The following is a 22875-nucleotide window of genomic DNA, read 5'->3' as shown; positions in this document are numbered from 1 at the left end:
GGTCGCGGCCGGCGGCTGAGGGCCCAGCGTAGCGACGATCGAGGCCGGGGCGCGAGCAGCACCCCGGCCTCGCGGCTCAGCGGCCGGTCAGGACGGATCCCGGGCGCGGCGGCACGATCGGCGGCGGCTGCTTGCCCGCCCGCCGCGCGGACGCCTCGCCGGCGGACGCCTGGCCGGTGAACGGCTGCGGGGCGCCGGTGCACACCGTGTCCCTGGCCGGCGGCGTGCCGGTCAGCAGGTAGGCGTCGATCGTGGCGGTCGCGCAGTCGCTGCTCCCGTAGGCGGTGTGCCCCCAGTTGTCGCTGGACAGCAGCCGGGAGTTCGGCGACGACCGGCTCGTCGACACCGCATTGGCGTAGCTTGTCGCCGGGTCCCAGTAGCTGCCCACCACCAGCACCGGCGCGGCCGTGCGCCGGTTGAACGGGCCGGTGTACGCGTCTTCGTCCCGCACGGTCCAGGCGTCACCGGCGCACGCGCTGTCGTTCCAGCCCAGCGCGCCGCCGAAGTGCGGGACGGCCGCCTCCCGGGCGGCCACGGCGGCCGGCCACCGCGCGGCGTGCGCCGGGAACCGGCCGTCGCCGCAGAGGACGCCGAGGAAGGAGTCGAAGCGGTTGTCGTACCCCGGGATGGGTGGTGGCTGGTTCTCCGCGGCGTTTCGGAGCCGTCGCAGCAGCGCCGCGGAATCGCCGTCGAGCGCGGCCCGGGTGTCGGCGGCGAGGCCGGTGACGTCCTCGCCGGCGCTCGGCAGATCCATGGCGCTGAGCACCGCGAAGACGAAGTCCGCGTACGTGACCGTGAACTCCCCGACCACCAGCGGCTTCGCCTTGAGCCGGCGGGCGATCGCGTCGAACTCGCGCGCCGGATCGCCGTCCGCGAACGCGCACGTGGTCTCGCCGGCCCGGTCGCAGCGCCGGAGGATCTCGGTGAACGCCTTCGACGCGCCGCCGGCCGAGTCGATCCGCTCGTCCAGGATCCGCCGGGTGTCGCCCACCCAGGCCCGGGCGTCGAGCACGCCGTCGATCGCGACGGCGCGGAACCGGTCCGGGAACATGTTGGCGTAGTACTGGCCGAGCACGCTGCCGTAGCTGAGGCCGAGGAAGGTCAGCTTGTCGTCGCCGACCGCGCGGCGCAGGACGTCGTGGTCGCGGGCCACCTCGGCGGTGGACATCGCGCCGGACAGCGGCCGGCCGGTGGTGGAGCAGGCCCGGCCGTACTGCTGCGAGCCCCGCACGTACGCGGCCTTCTCGGCCTTGGTGACCGGGAAAGCGACGGAGAGATCGGCCATGACCGGCGCCTGATCCCCGGTCGAGGCGAAGCACTGGACGCGCTCGCTGCGCCCGATGCCGCGCGGATCCACGCCGACGATGTCGAACCGGTCGAGCACCTCGTCGCTCATGAAGTGCGGCGCGGCCAGCGCGAGGCCGGTGGCCGGGACGCTGGGGCCGCCCGGGTTGACGAACAGGCTGCCGACCTTGTTCGCCTGGTCCCTGGCCTTGACGCGGAGGACGGCGACCTCGGTCGTGGCGCCGTGCGGCTCGTCGTAGTCGAGCGGCAGCGGCACGGTGGCGCACTCGGCGATCTCGAAACACGCCGACCAGGAGAGTACGGGCGTCGGCACCGCGTCGACCCTGCGGCTCTCGGCCACGCTGGTCCGGTCGTGCGGGCTCGCCGCGTGGGCGCCGCCGGGCGTCGCGACGACCGTGGCGGCAAGCGCCGCGATCACGAGCCATCCTCTGGCGTTCATGGTGCCTCCTCTTCGTCGATGGGCGAGCGGCCCGCCGGGAGGGGACACCGTGTTGCCGGGACAGAGTCAAGCCGCCGGGGTGTGAGCATGCGGACCCGCATCCCGGCCGGGAGGATTGCCTAAGCTCTCGGTCATGGACGGGATCGTGGACACGGTCGTACTGATCGTGATCGCCGTGACGGGGGCCGCGCTGGCCCGGCGGCTCGGGTTCGTGGCACCGCTGGTGCTGCTGGTGGCCGGTCTCGGCCTCTCCTTCGTGCCGGGCGTGCCGGTGGTGCACGTCGAGCCGGAGCTGGTGCTGGTCGGCATCCTGCCGCCGCTGCTCTACGTGGCGGCGCTGCAGACGTCGATCCCGGCCTTCCGCCGGGCGTTGCGCCCGATCCTGCTGCTCGCGGTCGGGCTGGTCGTCTTCACCGCGCTGATCACCGGCTACCTGCTGCATCTGCTGCTGCCCCAGGTGCCGCTGGCCGCCTGCGTCGCGCTCGGCGCCGTGGTCGCGCCGCCCGACGCGGTGTCGGCGACCGCGATCGCCCGCCGGATCGGCCTGCCCCGCCGGATCATCACGCTGCTCGAGGGCGAGAGCCTGCTCAACGACGCGACCGCGCTGGTCATGGTGCGGATCGCCGGTGGCGCGCTGACCGGCGCGGCGGTGGGCTTCTGGGAGATCGGCCGGGACGTCGTCGTGATCGCGGGCGGCGGCCTGGCGCTCGGCTTCGCGGCGGCGATCCTGGCCGCCCGGCTGCACCGGTGGATCGAGGACCCGCTGCTGGACGACGCGCTGTCCCTGCTCACCCCGTTCGTCGTGGTGGTGGTGGCCGAGAAGCTGCACACCTCCAGCGTGGTCGCGGTCGTGGTGGCCGGGCTCTACCTGGGCCACCGGATTCCGGACCTGCTCTCGCCGACGTCCCGGCTGCAGATGGAGGCGGTCTGGCGGCTGATCACCTTCCTGCTCGAAGGCGTGGTGTTCCTGCTGGTGGGCCTGCAGGTGCGCGACCTGATCAGCGACCTGGAGACCGGCCTGGTCACCACCGTGCAGGCGACCGCGCTGGTGTTCGGGTCGATCGTGCTGCTGCGGTTCGTCTGGATGTACCCGGCGACCTACCTGGCGCGGCTGATCCCGCGGGTGCGCAGCCGGGAGGAGCGTCCGCCGGTGGGCACGCCGACCGTGGTGGCCTGGGCCGGCATGCGCGGCGTGGTCACGCTGGCCGCGGTGCTGACCCTGCCGGCGTCCGACGAGGTGCCCGGCGGCTACCCGCGCGACCTGTTCGTCTTCGTGGCCTTCGCGATCATCGTGCTGACGCTGCTGATCCAGGGAACGACGCTGCCGTTCCTGGCGAGCCGGCTGGGGGTGCGCGAGGACACCGGCACCGCGGACGCGCTGGCCGAGGCGGGCGTGCAGAGCCGGGCCACCCGCGCCGCGCTGGAGGCGCTGGAGCGGCAGGCCGGCGACGCGCCCGTCTCGGTGGTGGAACGGCTGCGGGCGATCGCGGAGCACCGGGATCAGGGCGCGTGGGAGCGGCTGGGCAGCCAGGAGCGGGAGACGCCGTCCGCGGCGTACCGGCGGCTCCGCCACGAGATGATCATGGCGGAGCGGGAGGTGTTCCGGAACGCCCGCAACGACGGGCACATCCCGGACGAGGTGCTCACCCGCGCCCAGCGCGACCTGGACCTGGAGGAGTCCCAGCTGAACCGGGCCGACGACTGAGCCGCCGGGACCCCTCAGGCGGGCGGCGTCGCGCGGATGTACTGCAACGCGCCGCTGGGGCAGCGGGCCACGACCTCGGCCACCGCGTCGGCGCCGGCGTTGTCCGGCGTGATCCAGGGCCGTGCCGAGACGTCGAACACCTCGGGCAGCCCGCGCACGCACTCGGCGGCGTGCCGGCAGCGGCCGGCGTCGAAGGTGACCGTGATGTCCGACCCGCGGTACGACTTCGGCCCCGGGTCACTCATCGGACTCGCCCAGCACGGCGCGACGGGCCTCGCCGGCGCGGGTCAGATCCCGGTACTCCGGGTGGGTCCGGATGAACTTCGCGAAGAACGGGCACGCCGGAACCACCCGCAGCCCCCGGCCGCGGACGTCGTCGAGCGCGTCGCGGGCGAGACGGCTGCCCAGGCCCCGCCCCTCGTACTCGACCGCCACCTCGGTGTGGATGAAGACGATCCGCTGCCCTTCCAGGTAGTACACGGCGAACCCGGCGAGTTCACCGTCGGCTGTCACCTCGTACCGATGCTGGCCGGGATTGTCCCGCACCTCGACGTCGTCGCTCATCGGGCCAGTCAAGACCGTGTTCTCAGCACCGGGTCAACCCGGCCGTCCGGGCCCGGCGTCCAGGGCGCCGGGCGGAACCTCAGCCGAAGGAGACGTTCCCGAGTCGTTCCAGGGTCGTCCAGAGCGTGGCTCCCAGCTGCGGGTCCCGGGCGTTCTCCGGGACGACCGTCATGCCCGGCAGGCCGCGGAGGCTCTGGAAGCCCTTGGGACCGTAGTAGCCGCCGCCGGTCGCCTGCGGCGAGGTCGCGGCGTAGAGGATCGGGAGCGCACCCTGTGCCGGGTCCTGCCACATCGGGAGGATGTAGCGGAAGCGCATGCCCTCGGTGGTGTCCGGACCCGGCCCGTCCAGCACGATGTTCGTGCGGGCCGTCCCGGGGTGCGCCGCGATGCTGGTGATCCGCCACCCGGCGGCCTTGCTGCGGCGCTCGCACTCGAAGGCGAGCAGCAGGTTGGCGAGCTTGGTGTCGTCGTAGGCGCGCACGTAGTCGTACTCCCGCTCCTTCTGCAGGTCGTCGAAGTTGATCGAGCCGGTGTGCCCGCGCAGGCTCCCCATCCAGATGATCCGGGGGTCGGTGCCGTTCTGCAGCAGCGGCCGCAGCCGGGCCGAGAGCACGAACGGCCCGAGCGCGTTGGTCGCGAACGTGCGCTCGAACCCGTCGGCGCTCACCTCGCGATGGGTGCGCGCCATCACACCCGCGTTGTTGATCAGCAGGTCGAGCCGGTCGCCCGCGGCGCTCATCCGCGTGGCGAACGCGCTGATCGACGCCAGGCTGGTCAGGTCCAGCGTCTCGAACCGCACGGCCGCGCCGGGCGCCGCCGCACTGATCCGACGGACCGCCTCCTCACCGCGCACCCGGTCGCGCGAGGCGATCGTCACGTCCGCGCCGGCGCGTGCGAGCCCGAGCGCCTGGTGATAGCCCAGCCCGCTCCGGCCGTCACGCGGGTACCTGTTGCCGCCCGTCACCACCACGCGCCGGCCGTGCTGCGGCGGAATGTCACCGGCGGTCCAATCGGGGAGCTCCGCACCCGCCGCGGTGGCCCGGCCGGCACCGAAACCGGCAATGCCGACCGCGCCGGCCGAGGCGCCGAGTGCGGACATCCGCAGCACGGAGCGCCGGGAGAACCGCCGCCGCGGCTCGGTCTCATCGTTGTGCGGTGTCGTGTCCACCGTCCACCTCCAGGAACTCGTCGGGAGTCCCACACTGAGGGATCGCGGCAGACGTATCCAGGGCTCGTCCGTCCCCCGACCACCGATCCACGGCTACCGGCGTCCCCGGCTACTCGATCACGAACTGGTCGAGGTCGACCGAGGCGTCGGTGGCGTGGAAGAGGCGGATCTCGGTGTCGCCGACCGGGAGGTCGATCGGGATGGTGACGGTGGCCGGGTCGATCCAGCTGTCGTTGCCGGCCAGCTCCAGTGACACCTTGTCGCCGTTGTTGACGATGATGTCCAGCGGCCGCGCGCCACCACCGCACGTGTAGTAGATCGTCAGGTCCCGCCGCCCGCCCACGGTCACGCCGCGCACGTGCACGGTCAGCGCCTGCCCCTGCCCCAGATACTGGATGCGGCTGCCGGACGCGCAGGTCGGGCAGTCGGTCGCCTCCACCCGGAAGCGCTCGTTCGCCGGATCAGCCGCCGCGATCCTGATCGTCGTGAACGCGGGCGGCGGGGCCGAGGGCGGCGGCGGGGGTGCCGGCGAGGACGTCGACGGTGACGGCGAGGGCGTCGGCGACTGCCCGAAACCGTCCTCGCCCGACGGGGACGGCGACGGCGCCGGGGACGCCGTGGTGGGTGCCGGGGCCGATGACGGCGCCGCCACCGGCGTCCCAAGATCAAGATTAGGATCCGAGACCAGCGAGGGTACGGCGAGCGTGGTCGCCAGCACGCCCGCGGCCAGCGCCCCGATCGCCCACCAGCCGCGCTCCGGGGCCGCCGCGCTCATCGCCACCCCTGCCAGCGCGCCACGGCCTCGGTCCGGTTCGTCACGCCGAGCTTCGCGAACAGCTTGTTCAGGTGGTTCTTCACGGTCTTCTCGCTGACCGCCATCCGCTGCCCGATCGCCGCGTTCGACAGCCCGCCGGCCAGCAGCGTCATCACCTCACGCTCCCGTACCGTCAGCTGGAAACTGTGCCGTTCCGCGCGCTGCCGTTCCGCGCGCGCCGCGGCCTGCTGCTCCCGGGCGAACGCCTCACGCATCGCGTTGGCGGCCACGTTGGCGGCGGTCGGCGTGAGCCAGCCCTGCCCGGCCGCGACCGCGTGCACCGCGCGCAGCAGGTCCGGCGGGTCGAACTGGCCGTAGACGAGGTAGCCGCGGGCACCGCCGCGCAGCATCGGTGCGATCAGCTCCGGCTCGGCCGACCCGGTCAGCACCAGCACGTTCGAGTGCTGGGAGATGTCCGCGATCACGGAGAGCCCGTCCGCGATCGGCATGCGGTAGTCGAGCAGCGTGACGCGCGGCCGATGGCGGATCGCGGCGGCCAGCCCGGCCCGCCCGTTGCCGGCCTCGGCCACCACCGCGACCGTGCCGTCCGCCTCCAGCAGCGGGCGCAGCGTCGCCCGTACCGTCGGATTGTCGTCGACGATGACCACGGTGATCATGTGGTGGATCCTGCCAGGGGCACCGAGACGTGCACGCTGGTGCCCCGGCCCGGCCGGGTGACCACCTCGATGCTGCCGCCGATCGTCCGCGCCCGCTCGGCCATCCCGACGATCCCGTGGTGGCCGAGATCCTGCAGCGTGAGCAGGTCGCCGGGCAGGGTGAAGCCGTCGCCGTCGTCGCGCACGGTGAGCGTGACCGCGCGGCCCCGGCGGGTCAGCGCGAGCGTGACCGTGACCCGGTGCGCGTTCGCGTGCCGCTCGATGTTGGTCAGCGCCTCGTGCGCGATCCGGGTCAGCTCGTAGCGCACCGGGACCGGCAGGTCGGCCACGTGCACGTGCGCGCTGGTGTCGATGCCGGTCCGCGCGGAGAACCGGCCGCAGAGCCGGTCCAGCGTCACGTCCAGCGCCTCGTCCGGCGAGTCGAGGCGCAGGCCTTCGAGCAGCTCCCGGGCCTGGAGGCTGGCCGCGGCGGCGCCCTCGGAGATCGCGCCGGCGAGCTGCTCGGCGAGCGCGGGCTGGCGGCGCACCGACCCGGGTAGCGCGACCGCGGCGAGCGACATGCCGCGCAGCGTCTTCGCCACCGAGTCGTGCAGCTCGCGGGCCAGCCGGGCACGTTCCAGCGCGGCCGCGTCGCGCTGCGCGATCGCCACCCGTTGCAGGTTGAGCCGCATCTGCCGGGCCAGCGCGCGGGCGCCGAGCGCGGCGGTGAGACCGGCCAGCACGCCCGCGACCGGCGCCGCGATCAGGTAGACCGCGACCGCGGCGTCCGGGGCGGTCTCGCGCAGGATCGTCACGCAGACCGCGAAGCCCTGCGCGGCCTGGGCGGCCCACAGCGGCCAGGCGGCCGCGCCGAGCAGCACCCCGGCCAGCGCGGCGGACCCGGCCGCGTGCACGAAGTAGGGCACGCCGCCGCGGCTGAGCGCCAGCACCGCGACCAGCAGCGCCGCCTCGGCCGCCAGGATCGCCACCGGGTGCGAGACCACGCGCGGCCACCGGGTCAGCACCGCGACCTGCACCGCGGACGCGACGATCAAGACCGTGATCAGGACCACCAGCCGGTACGGGTGATCGTCCGCGACCGCGAGCCCGGCCGCGGCCGTGGCCACGGTGAGCAGCGCGCGGCCCAGCAGCACGGCGCGCCCGAGCGCCGCCGCGACGACGGGCTCGACGCGCCCGTCAGCGGAATCGGTCACGGAGCGGCCTCGCCAGGTGGAAGGGGAACGCCCTCGCGGGCGGCCCACACAGTAACCGAAATCGGGGCGGGGCGGGAAGTTTCCGTTTTCTGGGTCTTAAGGCCTAACCCGGTACGCCCGGTGAGCGCTTACCGTACCGGCGGCCGTAAGGCCACTATGCCTGCTTTCTTGGGGAGTGACCCGTGTCGTACACGTTTACGAAGTTCCGTGAGGCGGACGAATCGCCGTCGCGGTTCGGCCGCCTGGGCCGGTGGGTCCGCGGCCACCGCACGATGGCCGCGACCGCCGCCGCCATCACGCTGGTCGCGGCCGGTGCCGCCGCGGTCGCGGGCGTGCCGCTGGCCGACGCCGCCACCAACAACGAGCCCGCGCCGGCCGGTGCGATCCGGGCCGCCGCGTTCGCCGCGCAGTCCGGCGCGCAGACCGAGGGCACCAACGACGCGGGCGGCGGCAAGAACGTCGGCTGGCTCGCGAGCGGCGACTGGCTGCGCTACGACGGCGTCGACCTCGGCGCGGCCGGCACGCTCACCGCGTCGGTGCGGATCGCGGCCGCGCACGCCGACCGCACCGGCAGCGTCGAGATCCGCACCGGCTCGGCCACCGGCCCGCTGCTCGCCACGGTGCCGGTCACCGCGACCGGCGGCTGGCAGAGCTGGAACACGCGCACCGCCACCGGCACCTCGCCCGGCGGCAAGCAGGACGTGTTCCTGGTGCTCAAGGCCGGCCACCAGCACGACTTCGTGAACCTGAACTGGTTCGCGTTCTCCGGCACCGGCGGTGCCGCCCCGTCCGCCTCCGCCTCGGCGTCCCCGTCGGCCTCCGCGTCGGCCTCGCCGTCGACGCCGGTCGCGCCGGTGCCGTCCACTTCCTCCGCGGCGCCCGCACCGGCCACCGGCTGGGTGCCGGTCGACCAGGCGGCCTGGAAGGCGCAGCTGGACGCGTTCGACAAGACCGTGGCGCAGAAGCCGCCGGCCGGCCGGGGCCGCAACCCCGAGTTCAACGCGACCTGCACGTTCAGCCACATGGCGCCGAACGACCCGATCGTCTTCCCGAACCTGCCGAACGCGTCGCACATGCACTCGTTCTTCGGCAACCGGGCCACGGACGCGAACACCACGACCGAGAGCCTGTTCCAGGCCAAGGACACCACGTGTGAGCCGGCCGAGGACTTCTCCGCGTACTGGATGCCGACGCTCTACGTCGACGGCAAGGCCGTGCAGTCGAACATGTTCATCGTCTACTACGGCTCGCTGATGTCGGACACCACCAAGGTCGTCCCGATGCCGAACGGCCTGCGGGTGCTGCACGGCGACGCGAAGAAGCAGGTCGGCACGCCGGTCGGCGCGCAGAACCAGTTCTACTGCTCCGGCGGCCCGCTGGACGGCGTCGGCCGCAGCGCGGACGGCAACTTCCCGATCTGCGGCGACGGCGGCACCGTGCACTTCACGATGCGCTTCGCGGACTGCTGGGACGGCAAGCACCTGGACAGCCCGAACCACAAGGACCACCTGACCAACGGCTTCAACGACACCTGCCCGCCGAGCCACCCGGTCCGGATCCCGGCCATCACGCTCTCCATCTACTTCCCGACCTCGGGCGGTCAGGACATGAAGCTCTCGTCCGGCCTCGCCTCCTCGATGCACGCGGACGCGTTCTTCGCCTGGGACACGCAGGCCATGAACCAGCGCGTCAAGAACTGCGTGCACCAGGCGGTCGCCTGCAAGAGCAACGGCGACTTCTGACCGTTCACGATTCTGGTGATCCAGGCGTCATTCACGTCGTTCCAACGACGTGAACGACGCCTGGATCATGAATCGTCGGCCGTTCAGCCGATGGCCTCGACGCACCGCGCACACCGCCCAGCTCAGCTCAGGTCGTTCGATGACCTGTCGACGTCTGTTGGACGCCGGCCGGTACCGTGAGCGGCCATGCGCATGACGGCCGGCCTCCGCTTCTCGGCTCTGGACGGTCCGCCGCGCCTGTGGTGCGACGACAGTGAGCTGCCGCTCGGGTCCCGCGACAGCAGACGTTGCTGGCCGCGTTGATGCTGCTCAGGGGTCGTCCCGCGACGCAGGGTGCTGATCCGGGCGATCTGGGGCGATGAGCCGACGCGCACCGCGCTCGGCACCGCCCGGACGTAGATCTCCCGCCTACGCCGCCTGCTCCACGATACCGGCGCGACGCTCGTCACCGTCGGTGAGTCCTATGCGCGACGCCGCACGGACGGTGTCCCGGGCCGCCGCCTGACCGGGTTTCGCGATCCGGTGGATTTCCGTGAACCCGCGCGTCTCCCAGGACGTTTATGTGGCGACCGTCCGGCGGAGCCGACCAACGCGCGACAGGGAGCCGACCACATGGACAAGCCCGAACGGGACCCGAACGCGAGCGGTGGCTACCAGCTCCCGGGCGGTCCCGGAAGCTCCGGCGGCCACCCCCGGCCGGCGGCGCGACGCGCGATCGTGCTGCGCGGGCTGCCTCCGTACGACGGCGACGACGAGCCCGCCGAGGGCCCCGACCTGGTGCCGGTCCGCCAGACCTACCAGGAACTGGAGATGACCCGGCGGGTGGACCCGGGCCCGGAGGCGAGCCAGAGTCAGGAGCTGCCGCACTGGCCGGCCTCGGCCGTGCCCCGCCCGGTCTCCCCGCCCGCGCCGGCCGTCGCCGCCGAGCCGGAACCCGCGCCGCCCGTACCGGTGCCGCTGCCGCCGCGCTGGGACGCGCGGGACGAGACGGTCGCGCTGCCCCGCCCGGTCTCACCGGCCCGGCCGGCCCCGGCCGGTGAGGAGACCGAGGAGGTGCGGATCGCGCCGCTCGTGCCCGCGCCCCGGTCGCCGGAACGGCACCGTCCGTGGCTGCTGTCGCTGGCCGTGGCCGCCACCGTCGCCCTGATCGGCGCCGGCGTGGCACTGGTCCCGCTGATCGGCCAGGGCCAGGCCGGCACCGGCGAGCCGAGCTCCGCGCCGGAGCCGCCGCCCGGGGTGGCGCTGCCCCCGGCCGAGGTTCCGCTCGTCCCCGCGTCCGGTGCGGCCTCCGCGAGCGCGTCCCCGTCCGCGTCGGCCTCCGCCAGCGCCTCGCCGTCCCCGTCGCCGACCGCCTCGGCGTCCGCGTCCGTCCCGGCGGCCGCCGCAGCACCGGCGCCGCCGCCCGCCACCGGCTCGCCGGCCCGGCCGACCGGCGCGGCCGCCCCGGCCGGCCGGGTGAACAGCGGCGGCGGCAACATCGCCCAGGGCAGGGCGGTCGGCGCGTCCAGTCAGGAGGGTGCGGCCTGGTCCGCGTCCGCCGCGGTCGACGGCGACATGACCTCCCGGTGGAGCAGCCAGCCCGGCGACCCGCAGTGGATCACCGTCGACCTGGGCGAGCTGTGGCAGCTCAACACCGTCACGCTGTACTGGGAGAACGCGTACGCCACCGCCTATCGCGTGGAGACCTCCCGCGACGGCGTCACCTGGACCGGCATCTACAGCACCGGCAGCGGTGGCGGCGGCACCGTGCTGATCCCGGCCGGCGGCGCACCGGCCCGCTACGTCCGGATGACCGGCACCGCCCGCGTCACCCACTACGGCTACAGCCTCTTCGAGATCCAGGTGCGCTGACCGGCGGGGAGAAACTGCGGCACCGTGCCGCGCCGCACGAACTCCCCGCCGGCCCGGACGCGCACGGCAGCGGGTGACGAGGGGATCGCGCCGCCCGCTGTGGCCTCCGCCACGCCGCTTCCGATTCCCGTGAACGGATCCGCGACCCGTCTCGTTTGCAAGGCACGGCCGGGGAGGGCACCCGGCGCCGGCGGAGGGGGTGGCGTGAGAACGCACGGACAGCGGGCCGGGACGCCACGACGGCGGGCCGTCCGCGGCCGGGACGCGCAGCTCGGCGCGCTCGACGCCGCGCGCCGCGACGCCGTCGGCACCGGCCGGTTCGTCCTGGTCACCGGCGCGCCCGGAAGCGGGCGGACCGCGCTGCTGGATGCCGCCACCGACCTTTGGCGCGCCGCCGGGCTGACCGTGCTGCGGGTGCGCGGCGACGGTTTCGCCGGCCTGCTGGACGTGTTGCGCGAGCAGTACGAGCGGCTCGCCGACCCGCTGCTGGCCGGGCCGATCTCCGCGCTCGGCGAGCTGTGCGCCGACGATGCCGCGGCGGACCAGCCCGGCCGGTCAGCCACGCTGTCGCAGGTGACCGCGGCCGCGTTCGCGCTGGTCTCCCGGCGCAGGCAGACGATCGTGGTGGCCGACGACGTGGACGCGGGACCGGGGCCGGTCACGGCGCTGGCCGCCGCGGTCCGCGGCAACTGCCTGGTCGTCGCGTCCGCGCTCGCCGCGCGCGGCCGGCTCGCCGCCCTCGCGGACACCGTGGTGGACCTGCCCCCGCTGCCCCCGGACGCGGTCCGCGGCATGCTGGCCCGCCGCTACTCCGCACCGCTCGACGACGCCGTGCTGCCCGCGCTGACCGCCGCGCTCGGTCCGCTGGCCGGCAACCCCGCCACCGTGCTGAGCACCGCCGAGGCGCTCGCCCGGTCCGGCCGGCTCACGGTGGTCCGTGGCGACCTGTGCCTGCGGGACGCGCAGGCGCCGATCGCGCTGCCGGCGACGCATCCGCTGGTGGCCGCGCTGCACGAGCGCGGCCCGGTCGCGGTGCGGCTGGTCACCATGGCCGCGGTGACCCGGTTCGGCCTGGACGACCTGCCGGTCTTCGCGGACGCCACGCTCGGCGACCCGGACCGGTACGGCGAGACCGTCGACGCGCTGGTCCGCGACGGCGTGCTGGCCGCGGATCCGCACGGCGGCATCGCGCCGCGGTGCCCCGCGCTCGCCGCCCGGCTGGTCGAGGACGCCGGCCCGGACACGGTGGCCCGCCTGCACCGGGCGTACGCGGCCGCGATGTTCCGCCGGGCCGGATCCGGCGCCGGCGCGGACCGGGCCACGCTCGCCGACCACGTCACGTCCGCGGGCGAGTCCATCCCGGCCGACCGGAAGACCGCGGAGCACCTCGCCGCGACCGCGGACGAGGCCGTCAACCGGGAGCCGGACCGGGCCGCGGACTGGCTGCTCGCCGCGCTCCGGCACGCGGACGGCGACTCCGAGACCGACGAGATCCTGGCCCGGCTGCTGCGCCTGCTGGTCCGGACCGGCCGGTTCACGCTGCTCGCCGAGGTGGTGCGGGCCGCGGCGCCGACCAGCCGGCTACCGGACCTGGCGGTGGCCGCCGCGCTGGCCGCCGTCCACACCGGACAGCCGGTGCCGGCCGGCGTCGCCGCGCTGCCCGGCGGTGAGCTGATGTCCCGGCTGGCGGAGAGCTGGGCCGCCGGGAGCGCGCCGGGGGACGCCGGGCCGCTGTGGCCGGGCGACGCCGACGGGGGCATCGTCGGCGTGCACGAGCTGCTGCTGGTGCTCCAGGCGATGCGGGGCGGCCTGGACCGCGGCGCCGTCCCGCAGGACCGCGCGGACGCGCTGCTCGCGGCCGGGTCGCTCGGTGACCTGGCGTCCGTGCTGCAACTGGTCCTCGGCGAGCACCGGTACGGCACGCCCGTCGACGGCCCGATCGCCGCGTACCACCGGCTGCACGTGCGTAACGTCCACGGCGACCTGCCCGGCGTGGTCTCGGCCGCGCGGGAGGCCGACATGACCGCGCCGCTGCCGCCGCCGCTGCGGCACGTCGCCCGGCTGTGGGGCGCGGAGGCGCTCGCGCTGCAGGGCCGGGCCGAGGAGGCACGGTCGTGGTGGCTCTCGGTGCCGGACGAGGCGCCGTTCGCGGCGTTGCGCTGGTGGGTGGCGAACGGCCCGGCCGGCGAGCCGCGGACCGCGGCCGAGGCGGCGGACCGGTTGCGGGCCGCGCACGTGGCGTACCGGCGCCAGCGGGAGTTCGGCTCCGCGCTCGGCGTCGTGCATCTGCTGACCCGGGCGGCCGCGACGGCCGCGCGGTTCTCACTGCACGCGGAGGCGGCCTCCTGGGCCGAGATCGCGGAGGCGGACGCGACCGGCGACCACCGGCGGATCAGCACGTCCGCGCTGGAGACGGTGCGCGCGTTCGCGTTCGGGGACGAGGCCTCCGCCGGCCGCGTCGCCGGCGCCTTCCGTGCCCGCGGCGACCGGATCGCGCTCGCGCTGACCACGCTCGCGGTCGGCCGGGTCGCGGCCGAGCCCCGCGCGTGGCTGCTGGAGGCGCAGGCCACGGCGGACGCGGTCGGCTCGCCGTGGCTGCGGTCCGCGGTCGCGGCGGCGATGCGCGAGCGCGGCGTCCGGCGGCCCCGGGCCCGCGCGCCGCAGGCCGCGTTCAGCGCCACCGAGCGGGAGATCATCGAGCTGATCCGGCAGGGCCGGACCAACCGGCAGATCGCGGCGGCGGTACGGATGAGCGAGAAGACGATCGAGAACTACCTGACCCGGCTGTTCGCGCGCACCGGCTGCCGTTCCCGGGTGGAGCTGGCCGCGATCGGCCTCACCCCGAACGGCCTCACCCCGGACGGTCTCGTCACGGCCGGTGGAGCGGAGCGCACCCGATGACCAACCCCTCGACCCCCAGCGGGTACGCGTTGACGCTGCTCACCGGGCCGCAGGGGATCGGCCGGTCGCGTGCGCTCCGCACGGTGCGCGACACCGCGACCGCGGCGGGCCGCCCGGTGCTGGAGGTGCGGCTGTCCCCGGAGGACCGGCACGATCCCTGGTACCTGGCCGGCCGTCTGCTCGCCGCGCTGCCCCCGCCCCCGGCCCGGCTGCCCCCGGCCCGGCTCGCCGCGGGCCGCGCCCGAACCGCCGCCGCCGAGCCACCGGCCGCCGCGCTGACCCGGTCCCTGCGCGAGCACCCCGGCCTGACCGTCCTGGTCGACGACGTCCAGTGGGCCGACCCGGAGTCGGTGACCGCGCTGCTCGGCGCGCTGCCGGACCTGGCGCGCACGCCGGTGCACTGGGTCGCCACGCTGCGCACCGGCCCGCAGCCGGCCCCGGGGCCGGCCGCCGCGTTCGAGCGGCTGCGCGCGGACGGGCTGGCCCGCGCCGAACCGCTGCGGCCGCTGTCTCCGGCGGAGTCGGACGCCCTCCTGTTCAGGCTGCTCGGCGCGACGCCGAACGACTCGCTGCGCACCGTGTTGCGCAGGTTCAGCCGGGGCCGGCCGGCCGCGCTGATCGCCGCGGTCGAGGGCTACCGGGACCTGGTCCGCGTGGTGGACCGGCGCGCCTACCTGACCGACCCGACCGCGGCGCCGCGCCTTCCGGACGGCCACGGTCTGCTGCGGCCGGTCCAGGACCTGCCGCCGGTCACCCGCGCGGTGGCCCGGGCGCTGGCGGTGCTGGAAGCGCTGGAGGCGGACGTACCCGCGCTGATCGGCTCTGCCCTTGATCTTGAGGTCGCCGACGTGCGCGCGCACCTGGGGACGCTCCGCGACGAAGGGCTCGCCCGCCAGGACGCGCGCGGCTGGCGGATCGCGACCGCGCCGCTGGCCGTGGCGCTGACCGGCGCGCTCGGCCCGTTCGAGCGGCGGCGCCTGGCCCGGATCGCGGTGCAGGCGATCTACCGTGGCGAGGCCACCTGCGGCCACCCCGGTTTCCTGCCCGACCAGGTCACGATCGCCGGCACGCTGCTCGACCGGGAGCCGGCCCGGCTGCTGCTGCGCGGGCACGCGATCGCCGCGACCGGCCGGACGCCCGAGGCCGCGGCCCGCTGGTGGGCCGGTGTGGCACGGCTCAGCGACGACCCCGGCGACCGGGCCGAGGCGGAGCAGGCGCGGGCCGTCGCCGACCTGCTCCTCGGCCGGTACGACGCGACCCGCGCCGCGATGCGCCGGCAGCTGGCCGACCACGCCGTGCTGTCGCCGATGTTCCGCCAGGAGGCCGAGCAACTCGCGCTGATCGGTGCCCGCGCCGCCCGCGACGCGGACGAGGTCCGGCGCACGGCCCGCGGCGAACCCGGCTGGCCCGGCGGCCCGGAGCCGACCCCGGTCACCCGCGCGACCGCGCTGGTGCTGCTGAACCGCTGGTCCGAGGCCGCGCGGGTGCGCTCCGGCGCCGCGCCGTCGCTCGCGGCGGAGAACCTGGGCGCGCAGATCGAGACGGTCACCACCGGCCGGTCCGTGGCCGGGCGCGCCCCCGGACCGCACGGTACGGACGCGCCGCCGGCCTGGACCCGGCGCAACCAGGCCGGCACCGCGATGATCCGCTTCCGGATCGCCGCGATCGCCGGTGACCTGGACGGCGCGGAGCGCGTGGTGGCCGCGGCCGACCTGACCGTGGACGTGCTGTCCCCGCCGGACCTGGCGCTGCACCGGTGGCGGACCGGGCGGTGGGACGAGGCGCTGGAGGACGCGCGGTTCAGCATCGCCACCGACCTCACCCAGGTCTTCCACCCGTCGCAGTCGACGCTGCACCGGGTCGCCGCCGAGGTGCTGCTGGCCCGCGGCCGGCCGGCCCGGGCGCGGGTGCTGCTGGAGAACGCCCGCGCGGACACGGCACCGCTGCCGCACCTGCTGGCGCCGGTCGAGGCGGAACTCGCGTGGATCCTCGGCGACCCGGCCACGGCCGCGCGGACCGCCGGCGACGCGCTGGCCGAGGCCGCGGAGCAGGGCGTGGCCATCGGCGTCGACGAGCTGCGGCTGGCCGCCACCGAGCTGGCGATGGCCCGCGGCGACGCGCGCGCGGCCAAGGAGACCGCGCTCGCCATGCCCGCCCCGGACAGCACCGCCGGTGAGCTGCGCGCGGCCACCGCGTCGCTGATCGCGCACCGGGACGCGGCCCGCGCCGGCGCGGTGCTGGCGCTGGCCCGCCGGATCGGCCAGCCGTACGAGCTGGCCCGCACGATCGAGCGGGTGGTCCGCTGGACCGGCCACCGCCCCGAGCTGCTCGGCGAGGCCTACGACCTGCTCGGCGCGCTCGGCGCGATCCTGCACCGCTCGCGGATCCGCCAGGCCATGCGCGACCACGGCGTCACCGTCCCCGGCCGCGCGGAGACGCTGGCCGAGAGCGAGCAGCTGCTGGCCACGCTCGTCGCCGAGGGACTGTCCAACCGGGAGCTCGCCGCCGCCACGCAGAGCAGCGAGAAGAGCGTCGAGGGCCGCCTCTCCCGGCTCTTCACCCGCACCGGCCTCCGCTCACGCGTCGAACTCGCCGCGGCCGTCCTCAGCGGGGAATTCCGCCTCCAGTGATCAGGGCCCCGGCGTGAGCAGGCTGGCCAGCGGCAGGTCGATACCCTTCGCCCGGACCTTCCACCGCTCGTTCTCCACCTGGAGCACCTGATCGACCCGGGTCCGCTCCCAGGACCGCTTCGGCAGCAGCAGCGACACGCCCGCGGCCACCAGCTCCGGCAGCCGGGACCGCACCGAGGTCAGCCCGACCAGCCCGTTCGCGCTGGCGGTCACGTCGATCGCCCGGTTAGCCGGCACCTGGACGTGCACCAGCCGGTGTCCGGCCGCCACCGCCGGTCGCTTCTGGTGCAGCGGCAGGAAGTCACCCTCCGGCTTCTCCGGCAGCAGCGCCCACGCGCCACCGCCGCGATCCGACTTCGGCCAGGTGACCACGTCGTTCGGCAGCCCTTCGGTGCCGTGCCGCGCGCCGGTGCAGCGCAGCACCACCGGGTTCTCCGGCAGCTCCGCGTGATCGCCCGGCCGGCCGTCCTCGTCGACGTGATATCCGGCGGACAGCCGCGCCTGATCCAGCCACCCGGCCGGCAGCAGGAACGTGCCGCTCTCCGCGGCCAGATGCTTCAGATCCGCCGGTACGTCCTCCACCCGGCCCAGATCGACCGCGGCACCCGCCTCGACCCGCAGGCAGAGCAGGTGCTTCTGCGGGTTGTCGCGCGCCAGCCGCTCACCGTCCAGAGCCCCGATCAAGAACAGATTCGCCGACGGTACGCCCTCCACCGCGACCCGCTGCGGCGTCCACGCGCACGTCACCCACAGCCGGATCGGCTCCGCGTTCACCTCCGGCAGATCCGGCAGCCAGCGCACCCCGTGCCGGCGGCTGCCCCGCCCGGGCAGGGTCAGCGACGGGCGCGGGCTCGGCGCGGGCAGCACCCGCGCAGGCGGCGGGACCGCCACCGGCTCCGTCACCACCGGCGTGGCCAGTGAGGACGCCGGGTGCCGCCGGCGCGGGATCAGCCAGCCGTCGTCGTTGCGCCAGCGGCCGGTCTCCTCAGCGGTGCCCGGCTTCCCGGCCCGCAGCCAGCGTGCGGGCCGCTGCTGCTCGTCCACCGCGCGGGCCAGGCCGTCGCGCACCACCACGGTCGCGCCCGGCGGCAGCGACCAGATCTCCACGCCCAGCTCCGACTCCAGCAGCGCCAGATGCCCGCGCAGGCCGCTCGCCCGCTCCGGCAGCACCGGCGTGGCCAGCAGCAGGTCCTCGCCCGTCCAGCCGGAACCCGCAAGCAGCGACCGCAACTCGGCGACGCCGACCGCGAGGCTGCTGCCGTCCCGGTACCGCAGCGCCAGCCGCCCGTCGTCCAGCACGGTCAGGTCGATCAGCACGGTGCCCGGCTCCGCGGCCAGGTCCGTGTACCGCTCGCGCAGCGCGTCCTCCGGCTGCCGCGCGGTGCTGATCAGCGCCACCCCGCCCGCGGCCAGCACCGCGGGGCCGTCGCGCGGCACCAGCCGGCCGTCCCGGTCGGTCGCGAACCGGCCGGTCTCCGGTGCGCCCGGCGGCCGGAACCCGGCCCAGCGGGACACCGTGCCGGACCGGTCGCGGGCGGCCAGGTCGCGCGAGCCGCGCAGCAGCACCGCCTCGTCGCCGGGCGCCGGCGCCCACACGGTCGCGCCGGTCGCCTCCGCCAGCGCGGCCATCTCCGTCTCCAGCCGGGCCCGGTTCGCCTCGTCCTCCGGCCAGCGCATCCACAGGCGCAGGTCACCGCCGTAGAGGTAGATCGAGGAGAGCGCGGCCGCGACGTCCCGGCCGGTGTAGCCACCCCGGGCCGGCGCACCCGCGGGGGCCGGCCGGTAGGTGGACAGCCGGAACCCGCCGTCCCGCGTCGCCAGCGCCACCGTGACCAGGTCCGGATGCCCCACGCCGAGCCGGGCGGCCGCGGCCCGGCGCACCACGAAGTCCTCCCGGTTGGCGAACTCCAGCCCGCCCGGCAGCGGCAGCGTCGCCACCCCGGCCCGGGGCAGCACCAGTCCGCCGGCCAGGTCGAACCAGCCCGGCAGCGTGGTCGCCAGCCGGGCCGGCTGGACCAGCTTCCAGTCGACCACCTCGCCGCTGACCCGGTCGACCGGCACCGCCTCCGCGTGCGTACCGCCCGGGCCGGGCAGCCGCTCCACCGTCGCACCGGCCGGCGCGACCAGGATGTCGCAGTCGAGCGCGTCCGCGACCCGGCTCAGCAGCTTCGCACTGCGCGCACCGTCGTCGACCAGCACCCGAAGATCCTTCCCGGGTACGGCGTACTCCTGCGCGTAGTCGGTCAGCTCCTCCGCGGTCAGCGCGGTCCCGGGCGCCTCCGGCCGGGCCAGCCCGCCGTCGCCGGTCCGTACCAGGACCAGGTCGGCCAGGCCGTCCACCGGCGTCGGCGGGTCCGCGGCCGGAGGCTCCGGCACGGGATCGGGCATCGGCTGTCGGCTGGCTCGCAAACCGTCCTCGCTGTCCTGGGCTTCTGGGATGTTCATGCCGCGGCCGGGACGGCACCGAGCCGCACCGACCAGCGCGCGGCCGGGGCCGGGCCGATGATCAGGGGTACGGTCCGCTGCCGGCCCTGCGGCATCGCGCGCAGCGGGGACGCCAGCGCCGGCGCGTCCGCACCCGCGCAGACCAGCACCCGGACCTTCGCGTCCGACCGGTCCGCGGCGAGCGCGGCCACCGACTCGATCCGCCGGCACCGGCCCGGGATCGTCTCGCCCAGCACGTCGCCGATGACCAGCACGTCCGTGTCCTCGCCGAGTTGGGTGACCAGCGTCAGGCCGTGCCGGCGGGCCGCCTCGGCGTCGCCGCCGAGCGTGACCGCGTCCGGCGCGACCGCCAGGTCCACCCACAGGCGGCGGCCGTCGTGCTCGCCGAGGATCACCGGCGCGACGGCCGGCGGCGGCGCCTGCCCGCTCTCCAGCCAGCCGTAGGCGGAACCCCACCGGGCCGGGCGCGCGCCGATCAGCCGTACGCCGGCCGGGATCGTGTCGCAGACCAGCTCCGTGACGAGCGCGGCGAACGGGTTCGCCGGCGACGCGGGCAGCAGCGCCGCACCACTGATGTCCGGCATCGCCGCGGCGAACCCGCCGGACTGCCCGGGCCGCCCGGGCGAGGTCGTACCGGCCTTCCACAGCCCACTGTCCGACGGCGACGCCGGAAGCGACGCCTCCCCACGCCGCTGCTCCGGCACCCGCGGCGGCACCAGCGCCTCCGGCAGCGTCGGCAGCTCCGGCGTTTCCGGCGGTGCGGCGGTGCGGCTCCCGGAGGCTGCCGGCGCCGTCTCCTGTTCATCCTTCGGAGCCGACGACGACGTGCTCACCGGCGGTGGTGCGGCGCCGCCGGATGCCGCCACCGGCGTTCCGGTGGCCCGCTCCGGCGATGTCCCGGCGCTGCCGGTCGCCGCCGTCGAGCCGGCCGGCCGCGGTGCCCGGGCCGCCTCGGCCGCGCTCGACATCCGCGGCTCGTCCGGCGTGCCCCCGCTCCCGGCCGGCCCGCCGAGACGCGTGCCGGCCTCGCCGGGCGCCCCGGCGCGCGCGCCGCCCTCGGCAGAGGCGCCGGCCCGGCTGTCCTCACCGGACCCGGCGGCCGTGCCGGTCCCGGGCCACGTGCTCGACCCGGAGGGCGCGCCGGTCCCGGGCCACGTGCTCGACCCGGCGGCTGCGCCGGTCCGGTCGGGTGTGCCGGTCCGGTCGTCCGGGCCGGTCAGCGTGCCGTCGCGGCTGGTCTCGTCGGCTGCGGTGGGCGTGTTGGATTCGGCTGCCGCGCCGGTCCGGTCGGCTGTGCCGGTGCGGGCGTCCGGGCCGGTGAACGTGGCGTCCCGGCTGGTCTCGCCGGTTCCGGCAGTTGTGCCGGCCCTCGCATCCGACCCGGTGACCGTGCCGTCGCGGCTGGTCTCGTCGGCTGCGGTGGGCGTGTTGGATTCGGCTGCCGCGCCGGTCCGGTCGGCTGTGCCGGTGCGGGCGTCCGGGCCGGTGAACGTGGCGTCCCGGCTGGTCTCGCCGGTTCCGGCAGTTGTGCCGGCCCTCGCATCCGACCCGGTGACCGTGCCGTCGCGGCTGGTCTCGTCGGCTGCGGTGGGCGTGTTGGATTCGGCTGCCGCGCCGGTCCGGTCGGGTGCGCCGGTCCCGGCGTCCGGGCCGGCGAACGTGCCGGACTGCTGGGACGTGCCGGTCCGGGGACCGGGGTCGGCGAACGTGCCGGACTGCTGGGACGTGCCGGTCCGGGGACCCGGGTCGGCGAACGTGCCGGACTGCTCGGTTGTGCCGGTCCGGGGACCGGGGCCGGCGAACGTGCCGGACTGGGACGTGCCGGTCCGGGCGCCGGGCTCGGCGAACGTGCCGGACTCGGCCGGTGTGCCGGGCCAGGTGCCGCCGGCAGGCTCGCCGGGACGGGCGCCGGGTCGTCCGGGCTGGGTGGGCGGCGCGAACGTGCCGGTCGACGGCGCCCAGCTCTGCGACGACTCCGGTGACTGCGCCGGTCGCCGGCCTGTCGTGCTGTTCTCGTTGGACGACACCGGCGTCCAGATCGGGGAGCCGCCGCGCGTCGTCGGCCGCCGACCCGGCGGATCACCGGCGGGACGCGTGCGCGGCGTCCCCGGCCCGTCGGCTGCGGCCGTCCCGCCGGTTCCGGTCCGTGCCTCGCCCGCCGGCCCGGAGGCCGCTCGCCCGGGCGTGCTGCCCGCGGGCGTGCGTCCCGGCGTCCCGGTAGCGGGTGGGTGTCCGGGTGTGCCGCCGGCCGGTCCGCGGCTCGGCGTGCCGGCCGCGGGCATGTCCCCGCGTGTGCCGCCCGCCGGACCGCGGCCCGGCGCTCCGCCACCCGGACCACCAGGCGATGTCCGGCCCGGCCCGCGCGCGGGCCGTCCCCCGGACGACGCCCGTTCCGGCTCCCCGCCGGCCGGGTCCGGCCACTCCTGCCCGGCCGGACGGCCGCCGGGCTTGGCCGGTGCGGCCGGCTTGCCCTGCCGCGGTGCGGGCGTTCCCGGCCGCGTGGCCGCCTGGCCGCCGCCCGGCCGCGCCGCTGGGCCACCGCCCGGCCGCGCCGCCGACGTGCCGCCCCGGCCCGCCGACGTGCCGCCCCGGCCCGCCGTTTCCGTCGCGCCGCCACGTCGCGCCGCCGGTGTGCCGCCGGTGCGGGCCGGGGCCGGTCGTCGCCGTCCCATCAGTGCCACCTGCGCCCAGACCAGCAGCAGCACCGCCAGCACGATCAGCGCGATCCGCAGCGCGGTCGGTGAGTAGAGCAGGTCGAGGCCGCGCGGTTCCGAGTCGCCGTCCCCGCCCGCGGCCGGCGGCGGTTCGCTGGTGGGGGCCGGTGCGCCCGTGCCCGGCGCCGGCGTGGCCGGGTCCGCCGTCGGCTCGGCGTCGGGCAGCGGGCCGGACTTCACGCCGGACCCGTTCGCGTCCGCGGGCAGCACCAGGATCCAGCCCGGCTCGACCGAGGCCGGGTCGGTCATGGTGCCCCCGTCCGGCTGCAGCCGGCCCTTGTTCAGCTCGAAGATCTCCGGGTATCGGTTGCCGTCGCCGAGCGTCTTCGCGGCGATCTGGAACAGGAACTCGCGCTGCCCGTTGACCGGCGGGCCGACCACGTAGTACTTACCGGTCTCCCTCGGTGCCCGCGCCGCTACCAGCGTGAACGTGCCGGCCGCCGCGGGCGCCGGGATCGTCGTGAGCGTGATGGCCGGCAGCGCCAGCAGGGGCACGATGCCGAGCATGGCCAGAGCCTGTATCGAAGTGGGAGACGGGCTGCGGCGAGGCCGAGGCGCCGCCTGGCCGCACGTCGCACAAGCCCAGATACAACACCGGTATGAGCGCTTCCGCGCCGCACACCCAGCCGACACCTGGACCGCGCCTCGCTTCGCCTCCCACTTCGATACAGGCTCTAGTCGACGCGTCATGCACACATAGTCCTTCTCCGGAGGTCGGCACCGCGCTCCGGGGGTTCACACCCAGATCGTGGACGGATTCGTGAACCGGGGCGTTCCGTACACCGTT

Annotated in this window: 14 protein-coding genes; 5 read left to right on the top strand and 9 right to left on the bottom strand. The window is 76.0% G+C overall.

Features of this window, described 5'->3' with window-relative positions; all coding sequences use genetic code 11:
- Nucleotides 1–76: 76 nt before the first annotated feature.
- Complete coding sequence (locus tag J2S43_RS22960) at nucleotides 77–1744, bottom strand: alpha/beta hydrolase (protein WP_306832454.1); 1668 nt, start codon at nucleotides 1742–1744, stop codon at nucleotides 77–79.
- Nucleotides 1745–1877: 133 nt separating this feature from the next.
- Here J2S43_RS22960 and J2S43_RS22955 point away from each other — a divergent pair, with 133 nt between their 5' ends.
- Nucleotides 1878–3449 carry a Na+/H+ antiporter gene (locus tag J2S43_RS22955; protein ID WP_306832452.1) on the top strand — a complete coding sequence of 524 codons (1572 nt, stop codon included), beginning with the start codon at nucleotides 1878–1880 and terminating at the stop codon, nucleotides 3447–3449.
- Nucleotides 3450–3463: 14 nt separating this feature from the next.
- Here J2S43_RS22955 and J2S43_RS22950 read toward each other — a convergent pair whose 3' ends face one another.
- The 6 genes from J2S43_RS22950 to J2S43_RS22925 all read right to left on the bottom strand — a co-directional run bounded on the left by J2S43_RS22950 (nucleotide 3464) and on the right by J2S43_RS22925 (nucleotide 7805).
- The gene (locus J2S43_RS22950; protein ID WP_306832450.1) at nucleotides 3464–3694 is read right to left on the bottom strand and encodes a (4Fe-4S)-binding protein; all 231 of its coding nucleotides are present in this window, start codon (nucleotides 3692–3694) and stop codon (nucleotides 3464–3466) included.
- The gene (locus J2S43_RS22945; RefSeq protein WP_306832448.1) at nucleotides 3687–4013 is read right to left on the bottom strand and encodes a GNAT family N-acetyltransferase; all 327 of its coding nucleotides are present in this window, start codon (nucleotides 4011–4013) and stop codon (nucleotides 3687–3689) included. The genes J2S43_RS22950 and J2S43_RS22945 overlap by 8 nt, the downstream gene beginning before the upstream one ends.
- A 79-nt stretch (nucleotides 4014–4092) precedes the next feature.
- Complete coding sequence (locus J2S43_RS22940) at nucleotides 4093–5181, bottom strand: oxidoreductase (protein WP_306832446.1); 1089 nt, start codon at nucleotides 5179–5181, stop codon at nucleotides 4093–4095.
- A gap of 109 nt (nucleotides 5182–5290) precedes the next feature.
- Entirely contained in the window at nucleotides 5291–5956 is a 666-nt protein-coding gene (locus tag J2S43_RS22935; RefSeq protein WP_306832444.1) for a carbohydrate-binding protein, read from the bottom strand.
- The gene (locus J2S43_RS22930) at nucleotides 5953–6612 is read right to left on the bottom strand and encodes a LuxR C-terminal-related transcriptional regulator (protein WP_306832442.1); all 660 of its coding nucleotides are present in this window, start codon (nucleotides 6610–6612) and stop codon (nucleotides 5953–5955) included. Before J2S43_RS22930 ends, J2S43_RS22935 begins: the two co-directional genes overlap by 4 nt.
- On the bottom strand, nucleotides 6609–7805 hold the full coding sequence (locus J2S43_RS22925) for a sensor histidine kinase (protein ID WP_306832440.1): 1197 nt from the start codon (nucleotides 7803–7805) through the stop codon (nucleotides 6609–6611). The genes J2S43_RS22930 and J2S43_RS22925 overlap by 4 nt, the downstream gene beginning before the upstream one ends.
- 182 nt (nucleotides 7806–7987) lie before the next feature.
- Here J2S43_RS22925 and J2S43_RS22920 point away from each other — a divergent pair, with 182 nt between their 5' ends.
- The 4 genes from J2S43_RS22920 (at nucleotide 7988) to J2S43_RS22905 (ending at nucleotide 16929) form a co-directional block, all read left to right on the top strand.
- Complete coding sequence (locus J2S43_RS22920) at nucleotides 7988–9547, top strand: DUF1996 domain-containing protein (protein WP_306832438.1); 1560 nt, start codon at nucleotides 7988–7990, stop codon at nucleotides 9545–9547.
- Between the two features lie 612 nt (nucleotides 9548–10159).
- Nucleotides 10160–11398, top strand: coding sequence for a discoidin domain-containing protein (locus tag J2S43_RS22915; RefSeq protein WP_306832436.1), 1239 nt, complete (start codon nucleotides 10160–10162; stop codon nucleotides 11396–11398).
- Nucleotides 11399–11602: 204 nt separating this feature from the next.
- Nucleotides 11603–14299, top strand: a complete 2697-nt coding sequence (locus tag J2S43_RS22910; RefSeq protein WP_306832435.1) for a helix-turn-helix transcriptional regulator — start codon at nucleotides 11603–11605, stop codon at nucleotides 14297–14299.
- Complete coding sequence (locus tag J2S43_RS22905; RefSeq protein ID WP_306832433.1) at nucleotides 14296–16929, top strand: helix-turn-helix transcriptional regulator; 2634 nt, start codon at nucleotides 14296–14298, stop codon at nucleotides 16927–16929. Before J2S43_RS22910 ends, J2S43_RS22905 begins: the two co-directional genes overlap by 4 nt.
- Here the strand turns inward: J2S43_RS22905 and J2S43_RS22900 are convergent, their stop codons facing one another.
- Both J2S43_RS22900 and J2S43_RS22895 read right to left on the bottom strand, forming a co-directional pair.
- Nucleotides 16930–19317, bottom strand: a complete 2388-nt coding sequence (locus J2S43_RS22900; RefSeq protein WP_306832431.1) for a hypothetical protein — start codon at nucleotides 19315–19317, stop codon at nucleotides 16930–16932. It lies immediately after the preceding gene.
- A 53-nt stretch (nucleotides 19318–19370) separates the two neighbouring features.
- Nucleotides 19371–22595 carry a hypothetical protein gene (locus tag J2S43_RS22895; protein ID WP_306832429.1) on the bottom strand — a complete coding sequence of 1075 codons (3225 nt, stop codon included), beginning with the start codon at nucleotides 22593–22595 and terminating at the stop codon, nucleotides 19371–19373.
- Nucleotides 22596–22875: the final 280 nt, after the last annotated feature.

Origin of the sequence: Catenuloplanes nepalensis (assembly GCF_030811575.1) — a bacterium.
GTDB lineage: Bacteria > Actinomycetota > Actinomycetes > Mycobacteriales > Micromonosporaceae > Catenuloplanes > Catenuloplanes nepalensis.
The sequence above is the reverse complement of the archived record's forward strand: the minus strand, read 5'-3'. Positions and strand labels throughout refer to the sequence as shown.

Bases quoted from the DNA above. Each gene is read 5' to 3' on its own strand.
- J2S43_RS22930 (WP_306832442.1), bottom strand. From the start codon at position 6,612: ATGATCACCGTGGTCATCGTCGACGACAATCCGACGGTACGGGCGACG.
- J2S43_RS22955 (WP_306832452.1), top strand. From the start codon at position 1,878: ATGGACGGGATCGTGGACACGGTCGTACTGATCGTGATCGCCGTGACG.
- J2S43_RS22935 (WP_306832444.1), bottom strand. From the start codon at position 5,956: ATGAGCGCGGCGGCCCCGGAGCGCGGCTGGTGGGCGATCGGGGCGCTG.
- J2S43_RS22915 (WP_306832436.1), top strand. From the start codon at position 10,160: ATGGACAAGCCCGAACGGGACCCGAACGCGAGCGGTGGCTACCAGCTC.
- J2S43_RS22905 (WP_306832433.1), top strand. From the start codon at position 14,296: ATGACCAACCCCTCGACCCCCAGCGGGTACGCGTTGACGCTGCTCACC.
- J2S43_RS22895 (WP_306832429.1), bottom strand. From the start codon at position 22,595: ATGCTCGGCATCGTGCCCCTGCTGGCGCTGCCGGCCATCACGCTCACG.
- J2S43_RS22960 (WP_306832454.1), bottom strand. From the start codon at position 1,744: ATGAACGCCAGAGGATGGCTCGTGATCGCGGCGCTTGCCGCCACGGTC.
- J2S43_RS22945 (WP_306832448.1), bottom strand. From the start codon at position 4,013: ATGAGCGACGACGTCGAGGTGCGGGACAATCCCGGCCAGCATCGGTAC.
- J2S43_RS22900 (WP_306832431.1), bottom strand. From the start codon at position 19,317: ATGCCCGATCCCGTGCCGGAGCCTCCGGCCGCGGACCCGCCGACGCCG.
- J2S43_RS22950 (WP_306832450.1), bottom strand. From the start codon at position 3,694: ATGAGTGACCCGGGGCCGAAGTCGTACCGCGGGTCGGACATCACGGTC.